Annotated in this window: 15 protein-coding genes and 1 pseudogene; 1 reads left to right on the forward strand and 15 read right to left on the reverse strand. The window is 42.1% G+C overall.

The window, feature by feature from the left end; all coding sequences use genetic code 11:
* Positions 1 to 478, forward strand: a pseudogene (locus WKT11_RS00005) (IS1634 family transposase); the annotation flags it as partial.
* A gap of 53 nt (positions 479 to 531) precedes the next feature.
* Here WKT11_RS00005 and WKT11_RS00010 read toward each other — a convergent pair.
* From WKT11_RS00010 to WKT11_RS00080, 15 genes are all read right to left on the reverse strand, one after another.
* Positions 532 to 3,930 (reverse strand): hemoblobin-interacting domain-containing protein, encoded by a 3,399-nt coding sequence (locus WKT11_RS00010; protein WP_118590736.1) that lies wholly within the window; start codon positions 3,928 to 3,930, stop codon positions 532 to 534.
* A gap of 317 nt (positions 3,931 to 4,247) precedes the next feature.
* Positions 4,248 to 4,493, reverse strand: coding sequence for a hypothetical protein (locus WKT11_RS00015; RefSeq protein WP_242986881.1), 246 nt, complete (start codon positions 4,491 to 4,493; stop codon positions 4,248 to 4,250).
* Positions 4,494 to 4,666: 173 nt separating this feature from the next.
* The gene (locus WKT11_RS00020; protein WP_117677114.1) at positions 4,667 to 5,068 is read right to left on the reverse strand and encodes an aldo/keto reductase; all 402 of its coding nucleotides are present in this window, start codon (positions 5,066 to 5,068) and stop codon (positions 4,667 to 4,669) included.
* Positions 5,069 to 5,163: 95 nt separating this feature from the next.
* Entirely contained in the window at positions 5,164 to 6,375 is a 1,212-nt protein-coding gene (spoIVB, locus tag WKT11_RS00025; RefSeq protein WP_243099592.1) for a SpoIVB peptidase, read from the reverse strand.
* A gap of 83 nt (positions 6,376 to 6,458) precedes the next feature.
* Positions 6,459 to 8,150: a DNA repair protein RecN gene (gene recN / locus WKT11_RS00030; protein ID WP_117845721.1), complete on the reverse strand. Its 1,692-nt coding sequence runs from the start codon at positions 8,148 to 8,150 to the stop codon at positions 6,459 to 6,461.
* A 32-nt stretch (positions 8,151 to 8,182) separates the two neighbouring features.
* Positions 8,183 to 8,641 (reverse strand): arginine repressor, encoded by a 459-nt coding sequence (argR, locus tag WKT11_RS00035; protein ID WP_118136524.1) that lies wholly within the window; start codon positions 8,639 to 8,641, stop codon positions 8,183 to 8,185.
* 18 nt (positions 8,642 to 8,659) lie between these two features.
* Positions 8,660 to 9,520 (reverse strand): NAD(+)/NADH kinase, encoded by an 861-nt coding sequence (locus WKT11_RS00040; RefSeq protein WP_117845719.1) that lies wholly within the window; start codon positions 9,518 to 9,520, stop codon positions 8,660 to 8,662.
* 20 nt (positions 9,521 to 9,540) lie between these two features.
* Entirely contained in the window at positions 9,541 to 10,353 is an 813-nt protein-coding gene (locus WKT11_RS00045) for a TlyA family RNA methyltransferase (protein ID WP_117677119.1), read from the reverse strand.
* Entirely contained in the window at positions 10,350 to 12,221 is a 1,872-nt protein-coding gene (dxs, locus tag WKT11_RS00050; protein WP_178414109.1) for a 1-deoxy-D-xylulose-5-phosphate synthase, read from the reverse strand. Before dxs ends, WKT11_RS00045 begins: the two co-directional genes overlap by 4 nt.
* Positions 12,222 to 12,234: 13 nt before the next feature.
* Positions 12,235 to 13,122, reverse strand: a complete 888-nt coding sequence (locus tag WKT11_RS00055; RefSeq protein WP_340281468.1) for a polyprenyl synthetase family protein — start codon at positions 13,120 to 13,122, stop codon at positions 12,235 to 12,237.
* The gene (gene xseB / locus WKT11_RS00060; protein ID WP_117677121.1) at positions 13,106 to 13,345 is read right to left on the reverse strand and encodes an exodeoxyribonuclease VII small subunit; all 240 of its coding nucleotides are present in this window, start codon (positions 13,343 to 13,345) and stop codon (positions 13,106 to 13,108) included. Before xseB ends, WKT11_RS00055 begins: the two co-directional genes overlap by 17 nt.
* Positions 13,332 to 14,552, reverse strand: a complete 1,221-nt coding sequence (gene xseA, locus WKT11_RS00065) for an exodeoxyribonuclease VII large subunit (RefSeq protein ID WP_340281473.1) — start codon at positions 14,550 to 14,552, stop codon at positions 13,332 to 13,334. The genes xseB and xseA overlap by 14 nt, the downstream gene beginning before the upstream one ends.
* Positions 14,549 to 14,971 (reverse strand): transcription antitermination factor NusB, encoded by a 423-nt coding sequence (nusB, locus tag WKT11_RS00070; protein WP_117677123.1) that lies wholly within the window; start codon positions 14,969 to 14,971, stop codon positions 14,549 to 14,551. Before nusB ends, xseA begins: the two co-directional genes overlap by 4 nt.
* 64 nt (positions 14,972 to 15,035) lie before the next feature.
* Complete coding sequence (locus WKT11_RS00075) at positions 15,036 to 15,422, reverse strand: Asp23/Gls24 family envelope stress response protein (RefSeq protein WP_117677124.1); 387 nt, start codon at positions 15,420 to 15,422, stop codon at positions 15,036 to 15,038.
* Positions 15,423 to 15,490: 68 nt separating this feature from the next.
* A complete protein-coding gene (locus WKT11_RS00080) occupies positions 15,491 to 17,080 on the reverse strand; it encodes a peptide chain release factor 3 (protein ID WP_118136530.1) in 1,590 nt (529 codons plus the stop codon).
* Positions 17,081 to 17,109 lie beyond the last annotated feature (29 nt).

Below are 17,109 nucleotides of genomic sequence, written 5' to 3' on the forward strand. Positions count from 1 at the left end.
CGAGAATGCGACGCGCGGTCATTCAAACGAACAGACATCGCTGAAACCATTAGAGCAAAAGATCCTCGAAGATTTTGAATGTCAGAAATTTATTTACTGCAGCGATGCAGGTCTGGGATCCGAATCTATCAGGGAATATAACCATATGGGGGAACGGGCCTATATTGTGACCCAGTCTATTAAAAAGCTGAAAAAAGAAGAGAAAGAATGGGCTTTAAGCCCGCAGGGATTCAAAAGGGTATCTGATGATAAACCTGTTGATATCTCAAAACTGCCCGAAGACGACAAAGGACTTTATTACAAAGACGAACCATATACCACTAAAAAGTTACAGCAGCGTTTGATCATTACTTATTCCCCTAAATATGCCCTTTACCAGAAATCCATCCGCAGCAAACAGATAGAACGTGCACAAGCGATGCTGGAAGCAAAATCTCCGCAACATTCCAAACAAATCAGAGGGGATACTGCAATGTATAATGTGCATTGCCGGTATCCCCTCTGATTTATTCAACCATTATTCACAATTTTTTATTTCATTTTAACTTTTCTGACATTTGACCATTCGCTGAATGTTTTTGAGTTATCCTCAGAAGTACGGTTCCATGCATGTAAACCAATATAATAAATGCCTGATTTAACGTTCTTAAATGTAACAGTTACCGTATTTCCTTTTATCTTTTTTACATAATAATTCTCTCTGGAAACAGCAGGACGTTTCTGTCCGTTAGTTCTGGTAAGGGTATCACTGAGAACTACATCATAGCCCTGAGCGTTTTTGCTCTTCGTATATTTTACCGTCACTGTGGAGCCTTTAACAGTTACCTTACTGATCACAGGTGTCTGTGGCGTAATGGCACTCACATCTACTTTATGGATCTCAGACCACTGTCCAAATACTTTTTTGCCATCTTCACCCTTAAGCCATGCGTGACACGCTACATACCAGGTTCCCTTATCCATATATGCAAATGCAGACTTCAGGTCTTCCTGATTTTTCAGGACCTTTGTATACTGTCTTGTTTTAAGCATATCCTCAGAGGTGCCGATTACATAATCATAGTTAAGAGCACCCTTACACTCTTCATTCAGCACCATTTTTACAGAGTTTTTGGAAACAGATACATTCTTTATAACTGCTTTTGCAGGTCTGGTATAATTTCCGTCTGAATCTGTGATACTTCCGTCTGTACTGTAAATATTTCCTTTTGTATCTGTTACAGTTTCATCTTTATTTACAGTTGGCTTTTTACCATCTGCATCAGGTGTCAGCTTCGTGCCATCCGGAAGTGTTACAGTTCCATCTGAACTGATCACGATTCCTTTTGGTGTAACGAGATTTCCATTCTTATCTTTCTCAGTCCCCTCCGGGTAAGTATCCGGTATCGGAGTAACAGTTGGTGCTGGCGTTACTGATGGATTTACCGATGGTGATGGATTTACCGATGGTGTCGGATTTACCGATGGTGATGGTTTTACCGATGGTGTCGGATTTACGGTCTGTATGATTGTAGTGTCTGATATGGTACAGTTCTGAATTTTATCATCCGGTGTTTTTGTAATGTCACTCCAATATGTATTCGGAGCAGATTCACTGTTGGAAGTTATTTTTTTACCATTTACTGCTGTTCCTTTTGTAGAAGGAGATATAGTGACAGATTCAGTATACGCTTTGCCTGGTTCCGCATTTTTGTTCATAAATAAATAAGCAGAACCTCCTTCCAGATATGCTTTTGCTGTTTCTACATTTCCGGTGCCCTCAACTGCATTACCACCGTTATCACCATCTCCTCGTCCTGCAACAGCAATCAACGTTCCTGCTCCGGAAATCTTTCCGTTGTCAAGAATCACCGCTGCACCGCCAACTGAAGTAGTTGCTATGTTTCCTCCACCGTATGCTGCAAGCTGGCTGCCCTCGCCAATAGTAAGTGTCCCGCTGCTGACTTTCAGGGCCGGCTGTCCGCTGTAGCTTTTTCCTGTGGCAGGATCTGTTCCTGTGGCAGCTTCATCACCTTTGATATATACTTTTCCTTCTACCTTTACATTTCCATTTGTCACAACAACAGGTGATGTATTGTGACGTGCCTGTGTTCCATCAGTAAGGAAATTAGTGTTGGAGTAGATCATAGAATTCTTTATGGTCGCTCCATCATTCAGAATCAGCTGTCCATTAACAGAAGTACCTGTCAGGAATTTTCCGCTATAATCATCGTGGTTGACAGATATTGTTCCACCATTTTCTACTTCAATCTGTCCATATATGGAAGAATCTCTCAGATTCAATGTTCCGCCATTTTCTACTTTTACCTTCACACTGCTGAGAACCTTCATATTGACCATTGTAAGGTTACATCCATCCGGTATGATCAATGTCTGAGTTGTAGCTTCTCCCTCTGAAACAGCACATCCCAGTTCTCCATACGTACCGCTGGTATGAGAGCCATACCAGGCTTTAATCTTTGCCGGGACTATTACAATATCATCTGTATCATTAAAATCAGGAATTAACCATGGATCCATATCATACATATATTTTCCGTCTGCAGTCTCGGTTGCATTGGCAAGCTTCAGATGATCTGCCAGTTTTTCATTAGTACTGTAAACCTTGAAAGTAAGCTCATTACTTGTTACTGTACGCCCTGACTCATCGGTCAATGTAACGCTGACAGGATATGTACCTATTTCAGCAGGAGTTCCGCTGAGAGACAGAGAACTGTCATATGTGGAATACATCCCTGCCATTCCACTTTTACTGTCAATGTTTACCTTTGTATTCTTTGTGTCAATTTTTACACTTGTTTTTGTTAACTCCTTCCAGTCATCTTCAACAGGTTCCTTCCCATCCGGAAGATCTGCCGCTTCCACAACTACATTACTGTTTTTGTTGGATGAAACAGAAGTGGATGCACCTGAAACTGCATCGTATTTCTTCTGCCCTGTAACAGCGCTTTCGAAGTATCCTTTTAATCTGACATGAAGAGTGTTCACTCCGTTGGATGCACCGTTAATATTAGTTTTATCGGAATCAGTTGCAACAACTGTGAAGGCATTTCCCTCTGCATTTACCTTAAGATAAAGTTCTTTATATCCATCACTTTTTATTGTAATGACATTTCCAGTGTGAAGTACAGTTGAATCAAATACAACACGATTCTCACTGCTGTCTGGATAATATGCATTTCTGCCAAATAATGCTGCTGCAGAATTTGTTTTATCCCATTTTGTCCCATCTACAGATATTTCTGTGATTTTACTGATGTAATCAGAATCAGTATTTTCATCAGCTGGTTTAATGATCTTGTAGTCTGTATATGAAATTTCCACTTGATCTCCCACAAATGTTGGTGCATCTTTGGTCTGTTCAGGTTCAGTCTGTGAAGTTACTTTTTCAACAGCCCAGTTATTTCCGATTCCTGTTACCTTTAAAGTAAGATCCTTGTATCCGGTACTGGTGATTACAATCTGATCGTTTACTTCAAAAGAATCCGTCGAAAATTGAATATACTGATCCGTTGAATGCATATAATACTCTCCCTTTTTTAAAAAGAAAGAAGATGATGCTTTTGTTAAATTTGCAGTTGAATTATTGCTTCTTACAGATATTTGTAGAGTACCATTAAAATAGTCAATACCAAATTGTCCTTTTATTTTATATGTTGGACTCCATCCGCTGTTATATTCTGCCGTCACATCCGGCGGTTCTGTTGCATTTTGCGTTCCCTCATCCTGAGCTGCCTGTACATTGTCCTGCTCATCCGCAAAATCCGGTGTTCCCGATCCATCACTAAAGGAATCATCATCTGCCTCCTGTGTGGTCGCTGAATCCGTAGTCATTGAATCTGTAAATATGTCTGTTGCACATACCGGTACAGAAGCAATCATATTTGCCGCAATTGCCATAGACATCAGAATTGCCATTCTTTTCTTCATCTGTTTCTTTCTCCTCCTGTAATATGATATCAGGGGCAAAAAACATTTCGTCCCTGACTTGAAGCTATCTGTGCATCATCTCATTTCAGATGAAGCGGATAAAATCCTCCGATTCATCTCAGTTCTTCAATAGAAGTTTAAATGAACAAATCGCACAATAGTTTACTTCGGTTAACTCTGTTGGTTAGTGTATACTAATCTGTATAAAAATGCAAGAAAATTATCGTGCCACTGTTGAGAAAGTATCTCATAAATCAAGCAGTATCCTGTTGACAATTTTTTCTCATTTCACAGCAAAATAAGACAGAATAGAGCAATTATGGCAATTCCATAAAATAATGCAGGAAATAAATCAGGTAACATCCTGCTATCAGTCTGAAAATATCATCTTCTATCTCTTTTTCGCTGCTGTCTAAAGTAATTTTGTTTCTTTCTATCTGAAGCCCCATTGTATCCGCAAGATTCTCAATCCGTTGTCTGTCATATTCTTTTTCATCCAAAAGAACAGAATCCTCATAGACCCTGAATTTCCCGGCTTCATCACATTCCAGTCTCAGATGCAATTCAGGGAGTTTTCCGGGTTTAAAGGTTATCTCACTGTAATTCCTCTTCGCCGCAGTGCGATCCTGCCCGGAGGGCTTTTTTATATTATAGGAACATTACGGCGTAATTTCCTATAATATAAATAAAAAATCTCCGTCTGTATTATATGGACGGAGATTTTTTCACACACCTGTTATTTATTTTTCCTTGTTATAAACCTGAACATATCAGAACCAAGAATATGTACATCAAGTTTATCAGCCATCTTTTCCAGACGCCTTATCTCTTCTTCTGTAAGAATTGTATTTACAGCCTGACTTAGTTCCTTTACCTGTTGCAGCCGTCTGCATCCACATATCGGTACAACTCCTTTATTACTACAATAAGCAATGGCTACCTGTGGAATTGTCAACTGATGAGATTTTCCTATTTTGTTCATCAATACATAAAGAGGATGCAGCGTTCTCTTTTTTCGATCAAATATGATCTTCATTATAGACTTTCCCGTTTTGATACGTGGATCAACAAGCATCCCCTCTTCCAGAACTGCCCATGCCCAAAAGCTTATGCCATATTCTTTGCACCATGCTATAATTCATTAGTGAGTATAAAATATGCTATGATATTCAGTCAATATAATATGCTCATGTTTCATATTGTTTTCCAAACACACTCTAAAACAGTGGGAAGCTATTTCCCCAACATATTTTCAATAAAGATCCCATACCCACTCGTAGAATCCTGCACAAAGACATGGGTGATGGCCCCGACCATTTTGCCGTTTTGCAGCACAGGACTTCCGCTGAGTCCCTGCACGATTCCTCCGGTTTTCTCCAGCAGTTTTTCATCCGTTATCTGTATCACAAAGCTTTTATTGGTATCCTCATGGTTCAGATCGATTCTTTTAATCTCTGCCTGATATTCTCTGACTTCTCCATCGACGTTACATAAAACGGAAGCTTCTCCTGTTTTCACATCCTGCTTATATGCCACCGGCATTTTTTTCAATGTGATTCCATCTTCCGCACCTTTGTAAAACTGTCCATAGATTCCGTTCTTACTGTTTATCTCAATACTTCCCAGAATATTCCTGTCATCATAGCGGATAAAGCCTGCCAGTTCACCCGGATTTCCCTTGCTTCCTTTATTGATTGCAAGAATCTGGGCTTTATACAGCGCTCCGTTTCTGATATTCAGAAGCTGTGCCGTGTCTATATCACTGATTCCATGTCCCAGTGCCCCATATCTTCCATTCTGATCTACATAAGTAAGTGTTCCGATTCCCTGCGTATCATCCCGGACCCAGATTCCAAGCTTATAGTCTCCTTTTGTGTCCTTTACCGGCGTTACTGAAACAGGCACACTCTCACCTTCCCGTTTCACTTCCAGCGTAACTTCTTCCCCATCCAGTCCGGCGATATCATTAATCAGCTCTCTCTTCGTAGAAATTTTCTCGCCGTTAAATGAAACAATATAATCTCCCTGTCTGACCAGGTTCTTCGCCGGTTCTTTCATTTCACCGTTCTGATCCTCTATCTCTCCGGTGTCGATCACCAGCACACCTTCTGTCTCCATGTAAATTCCTATCGTACTTCCGCTGACATAGATTTCCTGCTCATCTACCGGTGTCACTTTTACTTCTTTAAATGGAATATACCCTAACAGCCTGCAGGGCAGGATATATCCTCCATCCTGCGAGACTGTAACCGCTTTTTCAAATGTGACCAATGGTGCCGAGAGAACTTCCGTTACATCTTCAGTATTCTCACCACTGTCCCTGGATATCTGGATCTCGTCCGGAATTTTTCTGTCCAGATACTTATATCCAAGCCAGAATATTGCCAGCAGATCCAATGCCAGACAACATATAACAAAGAATCTGTATTTTTTTCTTCTGTTCATTCCTGCGCACATCCTTTCCGTAAAAAAATAAGAGAGAACAATCTGTTATAGGATTATCCTCTCTTAGTATATGGTCAATTATTTTATTTGAATCTTGTATTTTTTTGTTTCTGTGCCAATTCTTTCATTTCTTTTGCATTCTCAAAAACCGCAGATGTGATTTCTGCACCACCTAAGAGTCTTGCCAGTTCCCGGATGGAATCATCTTCCTCGAGTACATGAATCTGGGTGATCGTTTCCGTTCCCTGCAGATGTTTCTCAATTTCAAAATGACTGTCAGCCATAGCCGCGATCTGTGGCAGATGCGTGATACAGAGCACCTGATGATGCTGACCGATCACTGCCATCTTCTCTGATACCTTCTGCGCAGTTCTTCCACTGATACCAGTGTCTATCTCATCGAAGATCAGAGTTTCTATCTGATCTCTGTCGGCAAGGATTGCTTTCAGTGCAAGCATGATTCGTGATAACTCACCACCGGATACAATCTGGCCCAATGGTTTCAGACTCTCACCAGGGTTTGTGGAAATCAGATACTGAATATCATCGGTTCCGTTATCTGTATAATTTTTCTTCTGTTGGAAATCAATGGCAAAATTCACATCCAGGAAGTTTAAATCTTTCAGTCCCTGAATAATCTTTTCTTCCAGCTGTTTACTATATTCTTTACGGATTCGGGATAATTCATCCGATCTTTCTTCAAGAACATCTTTTAGTTCTTTGAGATGGTTCTTCAATTCCTGCAAATTTTCCTCATATTTACGTAATTTTTCCAGTTTTTCTTCTTGAAGTTTACGATAGGAGAATATATCTTCGATCGTACGTCCATATTTTGCCTTCAGCCCATTGATTAAATCCAGACGCCTTTCTGTCTCATAAAATTCTCCCTCATCAAAGGTCATATCATCCAGATATGCGGACAGTTCTCTGTTAAAATCATTCAGCAGACCATCCACAGAAGTCAGTGTTTCTGCCATAGGTGCAAGCTCTGAATCGTACTGGGTTACATGTGAAAACTCCTTCAAAGCCTCACCTACCGTCTCACCGGCGCCTTCTTTGCTCTCATATCCTGTAAGATTATGTACTAGCTGTAATGAATCCACGATTAGTTTTGCATTACTCATTTTCCTGTACTGGCGCTCCAGTTCCTCATCCTCATCCGGCTGAAGATTCGCCTTCTCAATCTCTTTGATCTCAAATTCCAGAAAAGCAAGCTCCCGGTTTCTCTGTTCTTCATCCATATTCATGGAATTCAGTTCTGTTTTGCATTTACTGTACTCTTTATAGGCCTGAGATACTTTATCTTTTACAGGAAGAACCCGGTTCTTTCCATACGCATCCAGAATTGCAAGCTGCTTATCCTGATACAACAGAGACTGGTGTTCATGCTGTCCATGAATATCTAACAGACAAGCTGCCGCAGCTTTCATCTGACCGACTGTACTTGTCTCACCGTTAATTTTATTGATACTTCTTCCATCCATGATTTTTCTGGAAAGAAGTACCTGACCATCCTCCGGATAAATATCCAGCTCTTTTAATGCTTCTTTTGCTTTTTCATTCTCTATCTGAAAAAGCAGCTCCACTAACGCATAAGGTGCATTTTCTCTTATCATATTTTTAGAAGTCTTTGCCCCGAGGATCAGCTGCATTGATCCCAACAGAATCGATTTACCCGCTCCGGTCTCACCAGTCAGAATGTTTAATCCCGGTCCGAATTCAACTTCTATTTCTTCTATCAGTGCAAGATTCTTTACATGCAGATGAGCTAACATTTATAATTGCCTCCAAACTAGTCTCGTTGTTGTCATTGATTCAGCCTTACAAAGCTTCTTAATTTCTCTGCTGCTCCCAGTGCCATGTCTGCATTCTTTGCAGCGCACATAATGGTATCATCACCTGCAATACACCCCAATATTTCCGGCCATTTCAGGGCATCCAGTGCTGCTGCCACGCCCATTGCCATTCCGGAAACGGTCTTTATCACAATGATATTCTGTCCCACATCAATAGAAAGCAGGGTATCTTCCAGTACTCTTGTATATTTTGCTCCAAGACTGCCTGATTCATTATTAATGATCGCATAGCGGGATTTTCCCTCTTTTCCTGCTACTTTTGTCAGTTTAAGGGCACGGATATCTCTGGAAACAGTCGCCTGTGTTACCTTAAATCCTGCCTCATTAAGTCTGGATGCCAGTTCCTCCTGTGTATCAATATCATACTGATGAATCAGTTCAATAATTTTCTCATGTCTTGCAACCTTCACGTTATTTCCTCCTGCTAATCAGCTGTCTCTCATCTTCCGGCGCAGCACTTCCACGAAGCTTAAATGATTCAGCTTCAGAATCTTTGTCTTTACATCCGCCTGACGAATCTGTATGCAATCACCGGTAACCATGGGAATAAATGTATCTCCGTCAAAAGATGCGATTCCCTTTTCGCAGTCACAGTGTCTTCCTTTTCCTATCTCCACAGTGATCACATCCTGTGCAGGAAAAATAATGCTTCTCATATTCAGCGTATGAGGTGCTATCGGAGTCATAATTGTCATCGCCGCATTCGGTGATACGATAGGGCCGCCTGCTGACAGACTATATCCCGTAGATCCGGTCGGCGTGGAAATAATGATTCCATCTGCATTATAGGAATTAAGATATACATCATTTACGTAATTCTTAAAACGCACCACGCGAAGATGTCCGTCTCTGCCGATCACAATATCATTCAGGGCAATGTCATCCCCGATGAGTTCTTTTCCCCTGTATACTCTTCCTTCCAGCATCATTCGTTCTTCCACTTCATAATCATCTGCCATCAGCTGATCAAGTGAACTGTATAAAGATGTCTGATCTACCTCTGCAAGAAATCCGAGATGCCCCAGATTGATACCAAGAAGCGGAATCTCTTTGTGCACCACATCTCTGGCCGCCTGAAGAAGTGTACCGTCTCCACCCAGAACGATGATACACTGTGTATCATCCGGAATCTTTGACGGATCTGTATAATGATAAGCCCCTTCATGCTTTCTTTCGGCCTGCTGTACTTCACAGCTTCTGCCATGTGCCTTCAGATATTCTGTAATTTTTCCTGTGATCGCAAGATTTGAATCTTTGTCACTGTTTGTAATGATATAAAACCTGTCCATAGTTTCTTCCTGATCCAGTCTTATTTATCTAATGCTCCATGTGCCTGGGCAACCACGTCCTCCACAGATACTTCCAGACTGTCTGTAACCTCCGTTCCTTCCGGATGCTTCTTAAGATGAAGAAGATATTCGATATTCCCCTCCGGTCCTTTGATCGGCGAAAAAGAAAGATGACATGGTTCCATGAAAATACTCATGGCATAATCGCGCACTTTCTCAATAACCTCCTGATGAACAGCAGGATCTCTTACCACACCTTTCTTACCGACTTTCTCTCTTCCGGCTTCAAACTGTGGTTTAATCAGGCATACAATCTCGCCCTCATCTGTAAGAAGATTTCTTACAGGAAGCAGAACTTTTGTAAGAGAGATAAAGGAAACATCAATAGATGAAAAATCTGCCGGTCCCTCTAAATCTTCCGACACTACGTAACGGATATTCGTTTTCTCCATACAGACTACTCTCGGATCATTACGCAGTTTCCAGTCAAGCTGTCCATATCCGACATCGATCGAATATACTTTTACAGCGCCATTCTGAAGCATACAGTCCGTAAATCCACCGGTAGAAGCACCGACATCCATACAGACTTTGCCGTCTAATGTCACATCAAAATTCTTCATCGCTTTCTCAAGCTTCAGTCCACCGCGGCTTACATACGGAAGAGTATTTCCTCTGACTTCAATCTTTACTGTCTCCGGAAACATTGTCCCTGCCTTATCCTCTTTCTGACCATCTACATATACATCTCCTGCCATGATGTATGCCTTTGCTTTCTCACGTGACGGCGCAAGGGCACGTTCCATCATAAGCATATCTAAACGTTTCTTCATTGTCTTTTTAATTCCTCACTATCCTCTATTGCCTGTCTGATATCAGCTACACCAAGACCAATTCTTGCACGCAGGCTGTCTACATTTCCCTGTGGCACAAAACGATCCCACACAGATGCAGATAATACTCTCACCTCAGGATGACAGGCTTCCATATAAGCAGATACATGCTCTCCGTATCCGCCGCTTTTTACGTTTTCTTCTACGGTTGCAAACAGGCTGTGATCTTTTGCAAGCTCATCAAGCAGCTTCACATCTAACGGTTTGACAAACCTGACATTTACAAAAGTAGGATCAAAACCGTCTTCTTTCAGTCCCTTACAGACTTCCAGGCAGGATGGAATCATGCTTCCTACTCCCAGTACTGCGATTTTCTTTCCTCTGTGAATAACTTCGCTCTTACCATGTTCCACAGGTGCCTGATGTTCCTGCAGACCCTGATATGCGCTTCCACGTGGATATCGAATGGCAACCGGTCCGTCACAATCCACTGCAAATGCAAGCATTTCTTCCAGCTCTTTGTCATTCTTCGGTGCAAGAACTGTCATATTCGGCATCATAGACAGATAAGACAGATCAAAGCACCCCTGATGTGTCTCTCCATCTGCTCCTACCAGTCCTGCTCTGTCAATAGCAAAAATCACATGAAGATTCTGCATACATACGTCATGCAATATCTGATCTACCGCCCGCTGGAGAAAAGATGAATAAATCGCGACTACAGGAACCAGTCCGCCAAGAGCCAGTCCTGCTGCAAAACTCACTGCATGTTCTTCTGCAATTCCCACATCAAAAAAACGATCCGGAAAACGTCTGGAAAACTCTATAAGTCCGGTTCCGTCTGGCATCGCAGCTGTAATAGCTGTCAGTTTCTTATTCTTCTCTCCCAAAGAAACCAGTGCTTTAGAAAAAACATCTGTATAACCCGGTACAGATTTCTTCTGAAGCGGATGGCCTGTATGAATATCAAATGGTCCGGTTCCATGAAATCTGTCCGGATGAGCGCTTGCAGGACCATATCCTTTTCCTTTCTTTGTAAGAACATGGACAACAACAGGTCCTTCCACTCGTTTCGCCTCATTAAACAGCTTCATCATCTGACGCATATTATGACCGTCAACCGGTCCAAGATATGTCAGTCCCATATTCTCGAACAGCATTCCCGGAATAAAAAGCTGTTTGATGCTGCTTTTGGTCTTTCGCATGGTATCTACCAGTGCGGTGCCGACTTTCGGAACTTTCTTCAACGTCTTTGTCACTCCCATCTTCATCCCTGTGTAAGCTTCCGCAGTCCTCAGGGCACTCAGATAAGTAGACATTCCTCCCACATTTCTGGAAATCGACATATTGTTATCATTAATGATAATGATAAAATTCGTCTTTAATTCTGCCGCGTTATTTAATGCTTCATACGCCATTCCTCCGGTAAGGGCACCATCTCCGATCACAGAAACCACATGATGTTTCTGACCCAGAATATCTCTGGCCCGCACATATCCAAGACCTGCTGAAATCGAATTGGAACTGTGGCCTGCATCATATGCGTCGCAGTCACTCTCACTTCTCTTCGGAAATCCACTTAAGCCACCCTCCTGACGGAGATTCTTAAATTCATCTTTTCTTCCGGTAAGAATCTTGTGCGTATATGCCTGATGTCCTACATCCCAGATCAGTTTATCTTCCGGAAAATCCAATACATTGTGAAGAGCCAGCGTCAGTTCCACCACTCCCAGGTTAGAAGCAAGATGTCCCCCTGTCCGGCTTACAGACTGGATTAAAAAGTCTCTGATTTCCTCTGCCAGAGGCTCAAAATCGGCCAACGGTATTTTATGGATATCATTGGGTTTCTTGATTTTTTCCAGAATCATTTGTATCCTTCCTTTATTTTCTGCGGTTTATCAATTTTTCAATTAACAAATACAGAAATTCATTATTTTTATTCAGGCTTTTCAGCAGTTTTATTGCTTTTTCTGAAAGCAGTTCTACCTGTCTGGAAGCCTCTTTTATCCCAAAAAGTGTCACATAAGTGACCTTATTATTCTTCTCATCACTGTGCACAGGTTTTCCAAGTTCTTCATCTGTGCTGGTCACATCCAGAATGTCATCCTGAATCTGGAAAGCAAGACCGATATTTCCGGCAGCCTCTTCTACCACAGCTACCTGCTGCTCATCTGCCCCTGCAAGAATTGCTCCTGTCATCATAGATGCTTCGATCAGTGCAGAGGTCTTATTTCTGTAGATGTAATCCAGCATCTCTTTTTCAAGAGGTTTTCCGTCGTTCTCTACATCCACGCTCTGACCGCCGAGCATTCCATGAATACCTGTTTTCTCTGCCATCACTTTCAATGCACAGATTACTCTGTCCTGGTCTTCTGTAAGTGAAAATGCCTGTAACATTGTTTCATATGCATAATTAAGCAAAGCAACACCGCTTAAGACTCCCATAGCTTCTCCATAAACCTTATGCGTTGTCAGCCTGCCTCGCCTGTAATCATCATTATCCAGCGCAGGAAGGTCATCATGGATCAGCGAATGGGTATGGATCATCTCCATTCCCGCCATAAATGGCTCTGCAACTTTCTCTGTGCCGCCAAATAAACGATATGTCTCCTGTATCAGCATCGGACGCAGGCGCTTTCCTCCGGCCAGCATGCTGTAATTCATCGCCTGTGCCATTGTTCTGGCAAATCCCTCTTCCGCTGGCAGAAAGCTACGGAACATTTCTTCTATTTCATCCGTTCTTCTCTTTAATTCATCTTGAAAATTCACTAAACGTACCATCCTCATTGAGCTGCAGCATCTTCTTCTCCACTGTATCTAGCTTCTCACTGCATAGTTTCAAAAGTTCCATACCCTGTCTGTACAGTCTGAAAGAATCCTCCAGTGATGTCTCGCGATCCTCCAGTTTCCCAGCCAGCAGATCAAGCTCTGTAAACATCTCCTCCAGAGGCTTCTCCTCCTGTAACTGTTCACTGTTCTCATTCTTCGCCATGGATCCTCTCCTCCTTTACTGTACTCTCAACCTGTGCTTCTATTGTACCATCTGTCACAGATATATAAATGGTATCCCCATTTTGTACCTGTTCTACACTTGTCAGTGTTTTTTTCGTCTTATCTGTTACATAAGAATATCCCTGATTCAGTTTCTTTAATGGAGAAAACCCTGTAAAACGTTCCAGATAAATAGACAGTCTGTGCCTGTCCTCCTGAAGTTTCCTCTCCATTGTATTCTGAATCGCATTCTCCAGATCAGCTAGGCGCTGTCTCTGCTCACGCAGTCGATTCTCAGGGCTCAGATAACCGAATTTCGTCTGAAAATATTCAACTTTGCTTCTATACAGATCTACCCTGTTGCTCATTGCACGGTAAATCCGCTGTCTGTAAAGGCTCACCGCCTCAACAACACTCCTGTAATCATCCACTGCAAGTTCTGCTGCAGCAGACGGTGTCGGCGCACGCAGGTCCGCAACAAAATCAGCGATCGTAAAATCAGTCTCATGACCTACTGCAGATATGATCGGAGTACGGCATTCAAAAATTGCCCGGGCTACAATTTCTTCGTTAAAGGCCCACAGATCTTCGATAGAACCGCCGCCTCTTCCGATGATAATCACATCTACATCTGCCACATCAAGCATCTCAATTCCTCTGACAATACTCTCTGCTGCCCCTGCACCCTGCACAAGAGCCGGATACAAAATAATCTGGAGATAGGGATTTCTTCGATAGGAAATATTGCGGATATCCTGAACAGCCGCACCTGTCGGTGCAGTTACCACACCTAGACGTTTGATAAATCTGGGAATGGGCTGCTTATACTCCTGTGCAAACATCCCCATATCTTCGAGCTCCTGCTTCAACGCAAGATATCTCTCATATAAAGCTCCGGCACCTTCAAGGGTAATCTCTTTTGCATACATCTGATAGCGTCCGTCGCGTTCATATACGTCTACACTTCCGCCTACGATTACCTTGTCGCCATTTTTCATGGCAAATGCGAGTCCCCGTCTGTGTCCGGCAAACATTACACAGTTTAATGTGCCTGTCTCATCTTTCAGGGAAAAATAGATGTGTCCACTTGTATGGTATTTACAATTGGACACTTCTCCTTTTACATAAATCTTCTGCAGTAAATAATCCTGGGTAAACATATTCTTAATGTAACGGTTTACCTGTCCTACAGAATATGCATTTCTCATTCTGTTTTCTCTTCGCTTTCACTGTTGGCGATCTTGCCAAGGATACCATTTACAAAGGAACCTGATGTCTCACCACCGAAACGTTTGGCAAGTTCTACTGCCTCGTTAATGGCAACTCCTGTAGGTACATCCTTGTCATATTTCAGCTCATACACTGCCAGACGCAGAGCAGTAAGGTCAACACGACTCATTCGCTTAGTCTTCCATCCCCTGCTTGTCTCATTTAACAATACATCGATCTCATCTAATTTCTCAAGTACATGACGATATTTCTGGCTCATATACTCCTGATCTTTCCCTGAAAGCTCCTCCAGAGTATCAAAATAAAGCGAAAGCTGTTCACTCATCTCTTCCTCTGAATTAAATTCTGTCATGAACAGTAATTTAAAAATATGTTCTCTCTGCTCTCTTCTTCGCATAATTCCCGCTGTATAAACAGCTTTCCTTTCTATTATCTTCTTAAGTACACAAAAAAGGAAAGGGTTACTTTCCTTTTTCGTTCTCCATATCTACACTGGCAATATGAATGTTGACATCTGCAACCTCAAGGCCTGTCATATTCTCTATGGATGATTTTACTTTCTCCTGGACTTTCTTACTTGTCTCAAGAATATTTCTGCCATATTCGATATTCAGGTTCAGGTCTACTGTTACTACTCCTTCGAGTACAGTAACCTTAACACCCTTGGAAAGATTCTTCATTCCAAGCTTGCTTACCAGTTCATTTGTAATATTGCCTGCCATGGAAGCAACTCCATCCACTTCTGTAGCAGCAAGTCCGGCAATGATAGCAACCACTTCGTCTGCGATCTGAACTTCACCAATGCCGCCTAAATCCTGTATTTTATATGTTGTTCTCTTCTCTGCCATTGAAAAACCTCCTAAGGAATCTCTTAATCTTTGTCCATTATACCAAATCGGCAGATAAATGAAAAGGGTTATTTGCTGAATTCCGTTAATATTAAGCCCGGATTTCTGTCTTCTGTCATACCCACGCTCCAGGAATTTACGAAAAGAAGCAGAGGATTTCCCTTAAGATCGGTAACTTTCTTCATATCAGAAGTTCCAACGATCTTGTCCACTTTTACCTCTTCTTTATTTGCGATCCAGCGGATATGTTCATATGGAAGTGTCTCCAGACGGATATCTACATTATATTCATTTTCCAGACGATATTTCAGAACATCAAACTGCAGGACACCTACAACGCCTACGATAATCTCTTCCATACCTGTATTAAACTCCTGGAAAATCTGTATTGCACCTTCCTGTGCAATCTGATTGATTCCCTTTACAAACTGCTTTCTCTTCATGGTGTCGATCTGACGAACTCTTGCAAAATGTTCCGGTGCGAATGTCGGGATTCCCTCAAACGCAAATTTCTTACCCGGTGCACAGATCGTATCACCGATAGAAAAGATGCCCGGATCGAATACACCGATAATATCTCCCGCATATGCCTCGTCTACTACATGACGTGACTCAGCCATCATCTGCTGCGGCTGAAGCAGACGCATTTTTTTGTCCCCCTGTACATGATATACTTCCTGGGAAGCATCAAATTTACCGGAACAGATTCTCATAAATGCGATTCTGTCTCTGTGCGCCTTGTTCATATTGGCCTGAATCTTAAATACAAATGCTGAGAAATTATCATCCATAGGATCAATCTCTCCGGCATCAGACATTCTCGGAAGCGGTGAAGTAGTCATGTTGAGGAAATGCTCCAGGAACGTTTCCACACCAAAGTTTGTCAAAGCAGAACCAAAGAATACAGGAGTTAATTTCCCCTTGCTTACCAGCTCCTGGTCAAAATCTGCGCTTGCTCCGTCCAGAAGCTCAATTTCATCCAGAAGCTGTGCTTTCTGTTCCGGATCCATAATCTCATCTGCATGACTGTCATTTAACGGAATTTCTTCAATGACACCCTCCTTCGTTCCCTTCTGTGTATCAGAAAAAGTAAGAATTTTTTCGGTGTTACGGTCATAGACACCGCGGAATTTCTTACCGGAACCGATTGGCCAGTTGATCGGGCATGTTGCGATTCCAAGCTCTTTCTCAATTTCGTCCAGAAGATCAAATGTGTCGTTTGCATCACGGTCCATTTTATTAATGAATGTAAAAATCGGGATATGGCGCATAACACAGACTTTGAATAATTTTCTTGTCTGCGCCTCGACACCTTTAGAACCATCAATTACCATGACAGCAGAGTCTGCCGCCATCAGTGTACGATAAGTATCCTCTGAGAAGTCCTGATGTCCCGGTGTATCAAGAATATTGATACAATATCCGTCATAATGAAACTGCAGAACAGAAGAGGTGACGGAAATACCTCTCTCTTTCTCGATTTCCATCCAGTCTGATACTGCATGGCGGGCAGTTGCCTTACCTTTAACACTACCGGCAAGGTTGATAGCTCCGCCATACAGCAGGAATTTCTCAGTCAGTGTTGTCTTACCTGCATCCGGGTGGGAAATAATGGCAAATGTTCTTCTTTTTTCTATTTCGTTCGTATACTTAGACACGTTTAGCCTCCTGTGCGCTTTCTTAAATT

The organism is Blautia sp. HCN-1074 (genome assembly GCF_037890165.1).
In the GTDB taxonomy this organism is placed as follows: domain Bacteria; phylum Bacillota; class Clostridia; order Lachnospirales; family Lachnospiraceae; genus Blautia_A.

Bases quoted from the DNA above. Each gene is read 5' to 3' on its own strand.
- WKT11_RS00040 (WP_117845719.1), bottom strand. From the start codon at position 9,520: ATGGACAGGTTTTATATCATTACAAACAGTGACAAAGATTCAAATCTT.
- spoIVB (WP_243099592.1), bottom strand. From the start codon at position 6,375: ATGAACAGAAGAAAAAAATACAGATTCTTTGTTATATGTTGTCTGGCA.
- recN (WP_117845721.1), bottom strand. From the start codon at position 8,150: ATGTTAGCTCATCTGCATGTAAAGAATCTTGCACTGATAGAAGAAATA.
- nusB (WP_117677123.1), bottom strand. From the start codon at position 14,971: ATGCGAAGAAGAGAGCAGAGAGAACATATTTTTAAATTACTGTTCATG.
- xseA (WP_340281473.1), bottom strand. From the start codon at position 14,552: ATGAGAAATGCATATTCTGTAGGACAGGTAAACCGTTACATTAAGAAT.
- dxs (WP_178414109.1), bottom strand. From the start codon at position 12,221: ATGATTCTGGAAAAAATCAAGAAACCCAATGATATCCATAAAATACCG.
- xseB (WP_117677121.1), bottom strand. From the start codon at position 13,345: ATGGCGAAGAATGAGAACAGTGAACAGTTACAGGAGGAGAAGCCTCTG.
- WKT11_RS00045 (WP_117677119.1), bottom strand. From the start codon at position 10,353: ATGAAGAAACGTTTAGATATGCTTATGATGGAACGTGCCCTTGCGCCG.
- WKT11_RS00010 (WP_118590736.1), bottom strand. From the start codon at position 3,930: ATGAAGAAAAGAATGGCAATTCTGATGTCTATGGCAATTGCGGCAAAT.
- WKT11_RS00075 (WP_117677124.1), bottom strand. From the start codon at position 15,422: ATGGCAGAGAAGAGAACAACATATAAAATACAGGATTTAGGCGGCATT.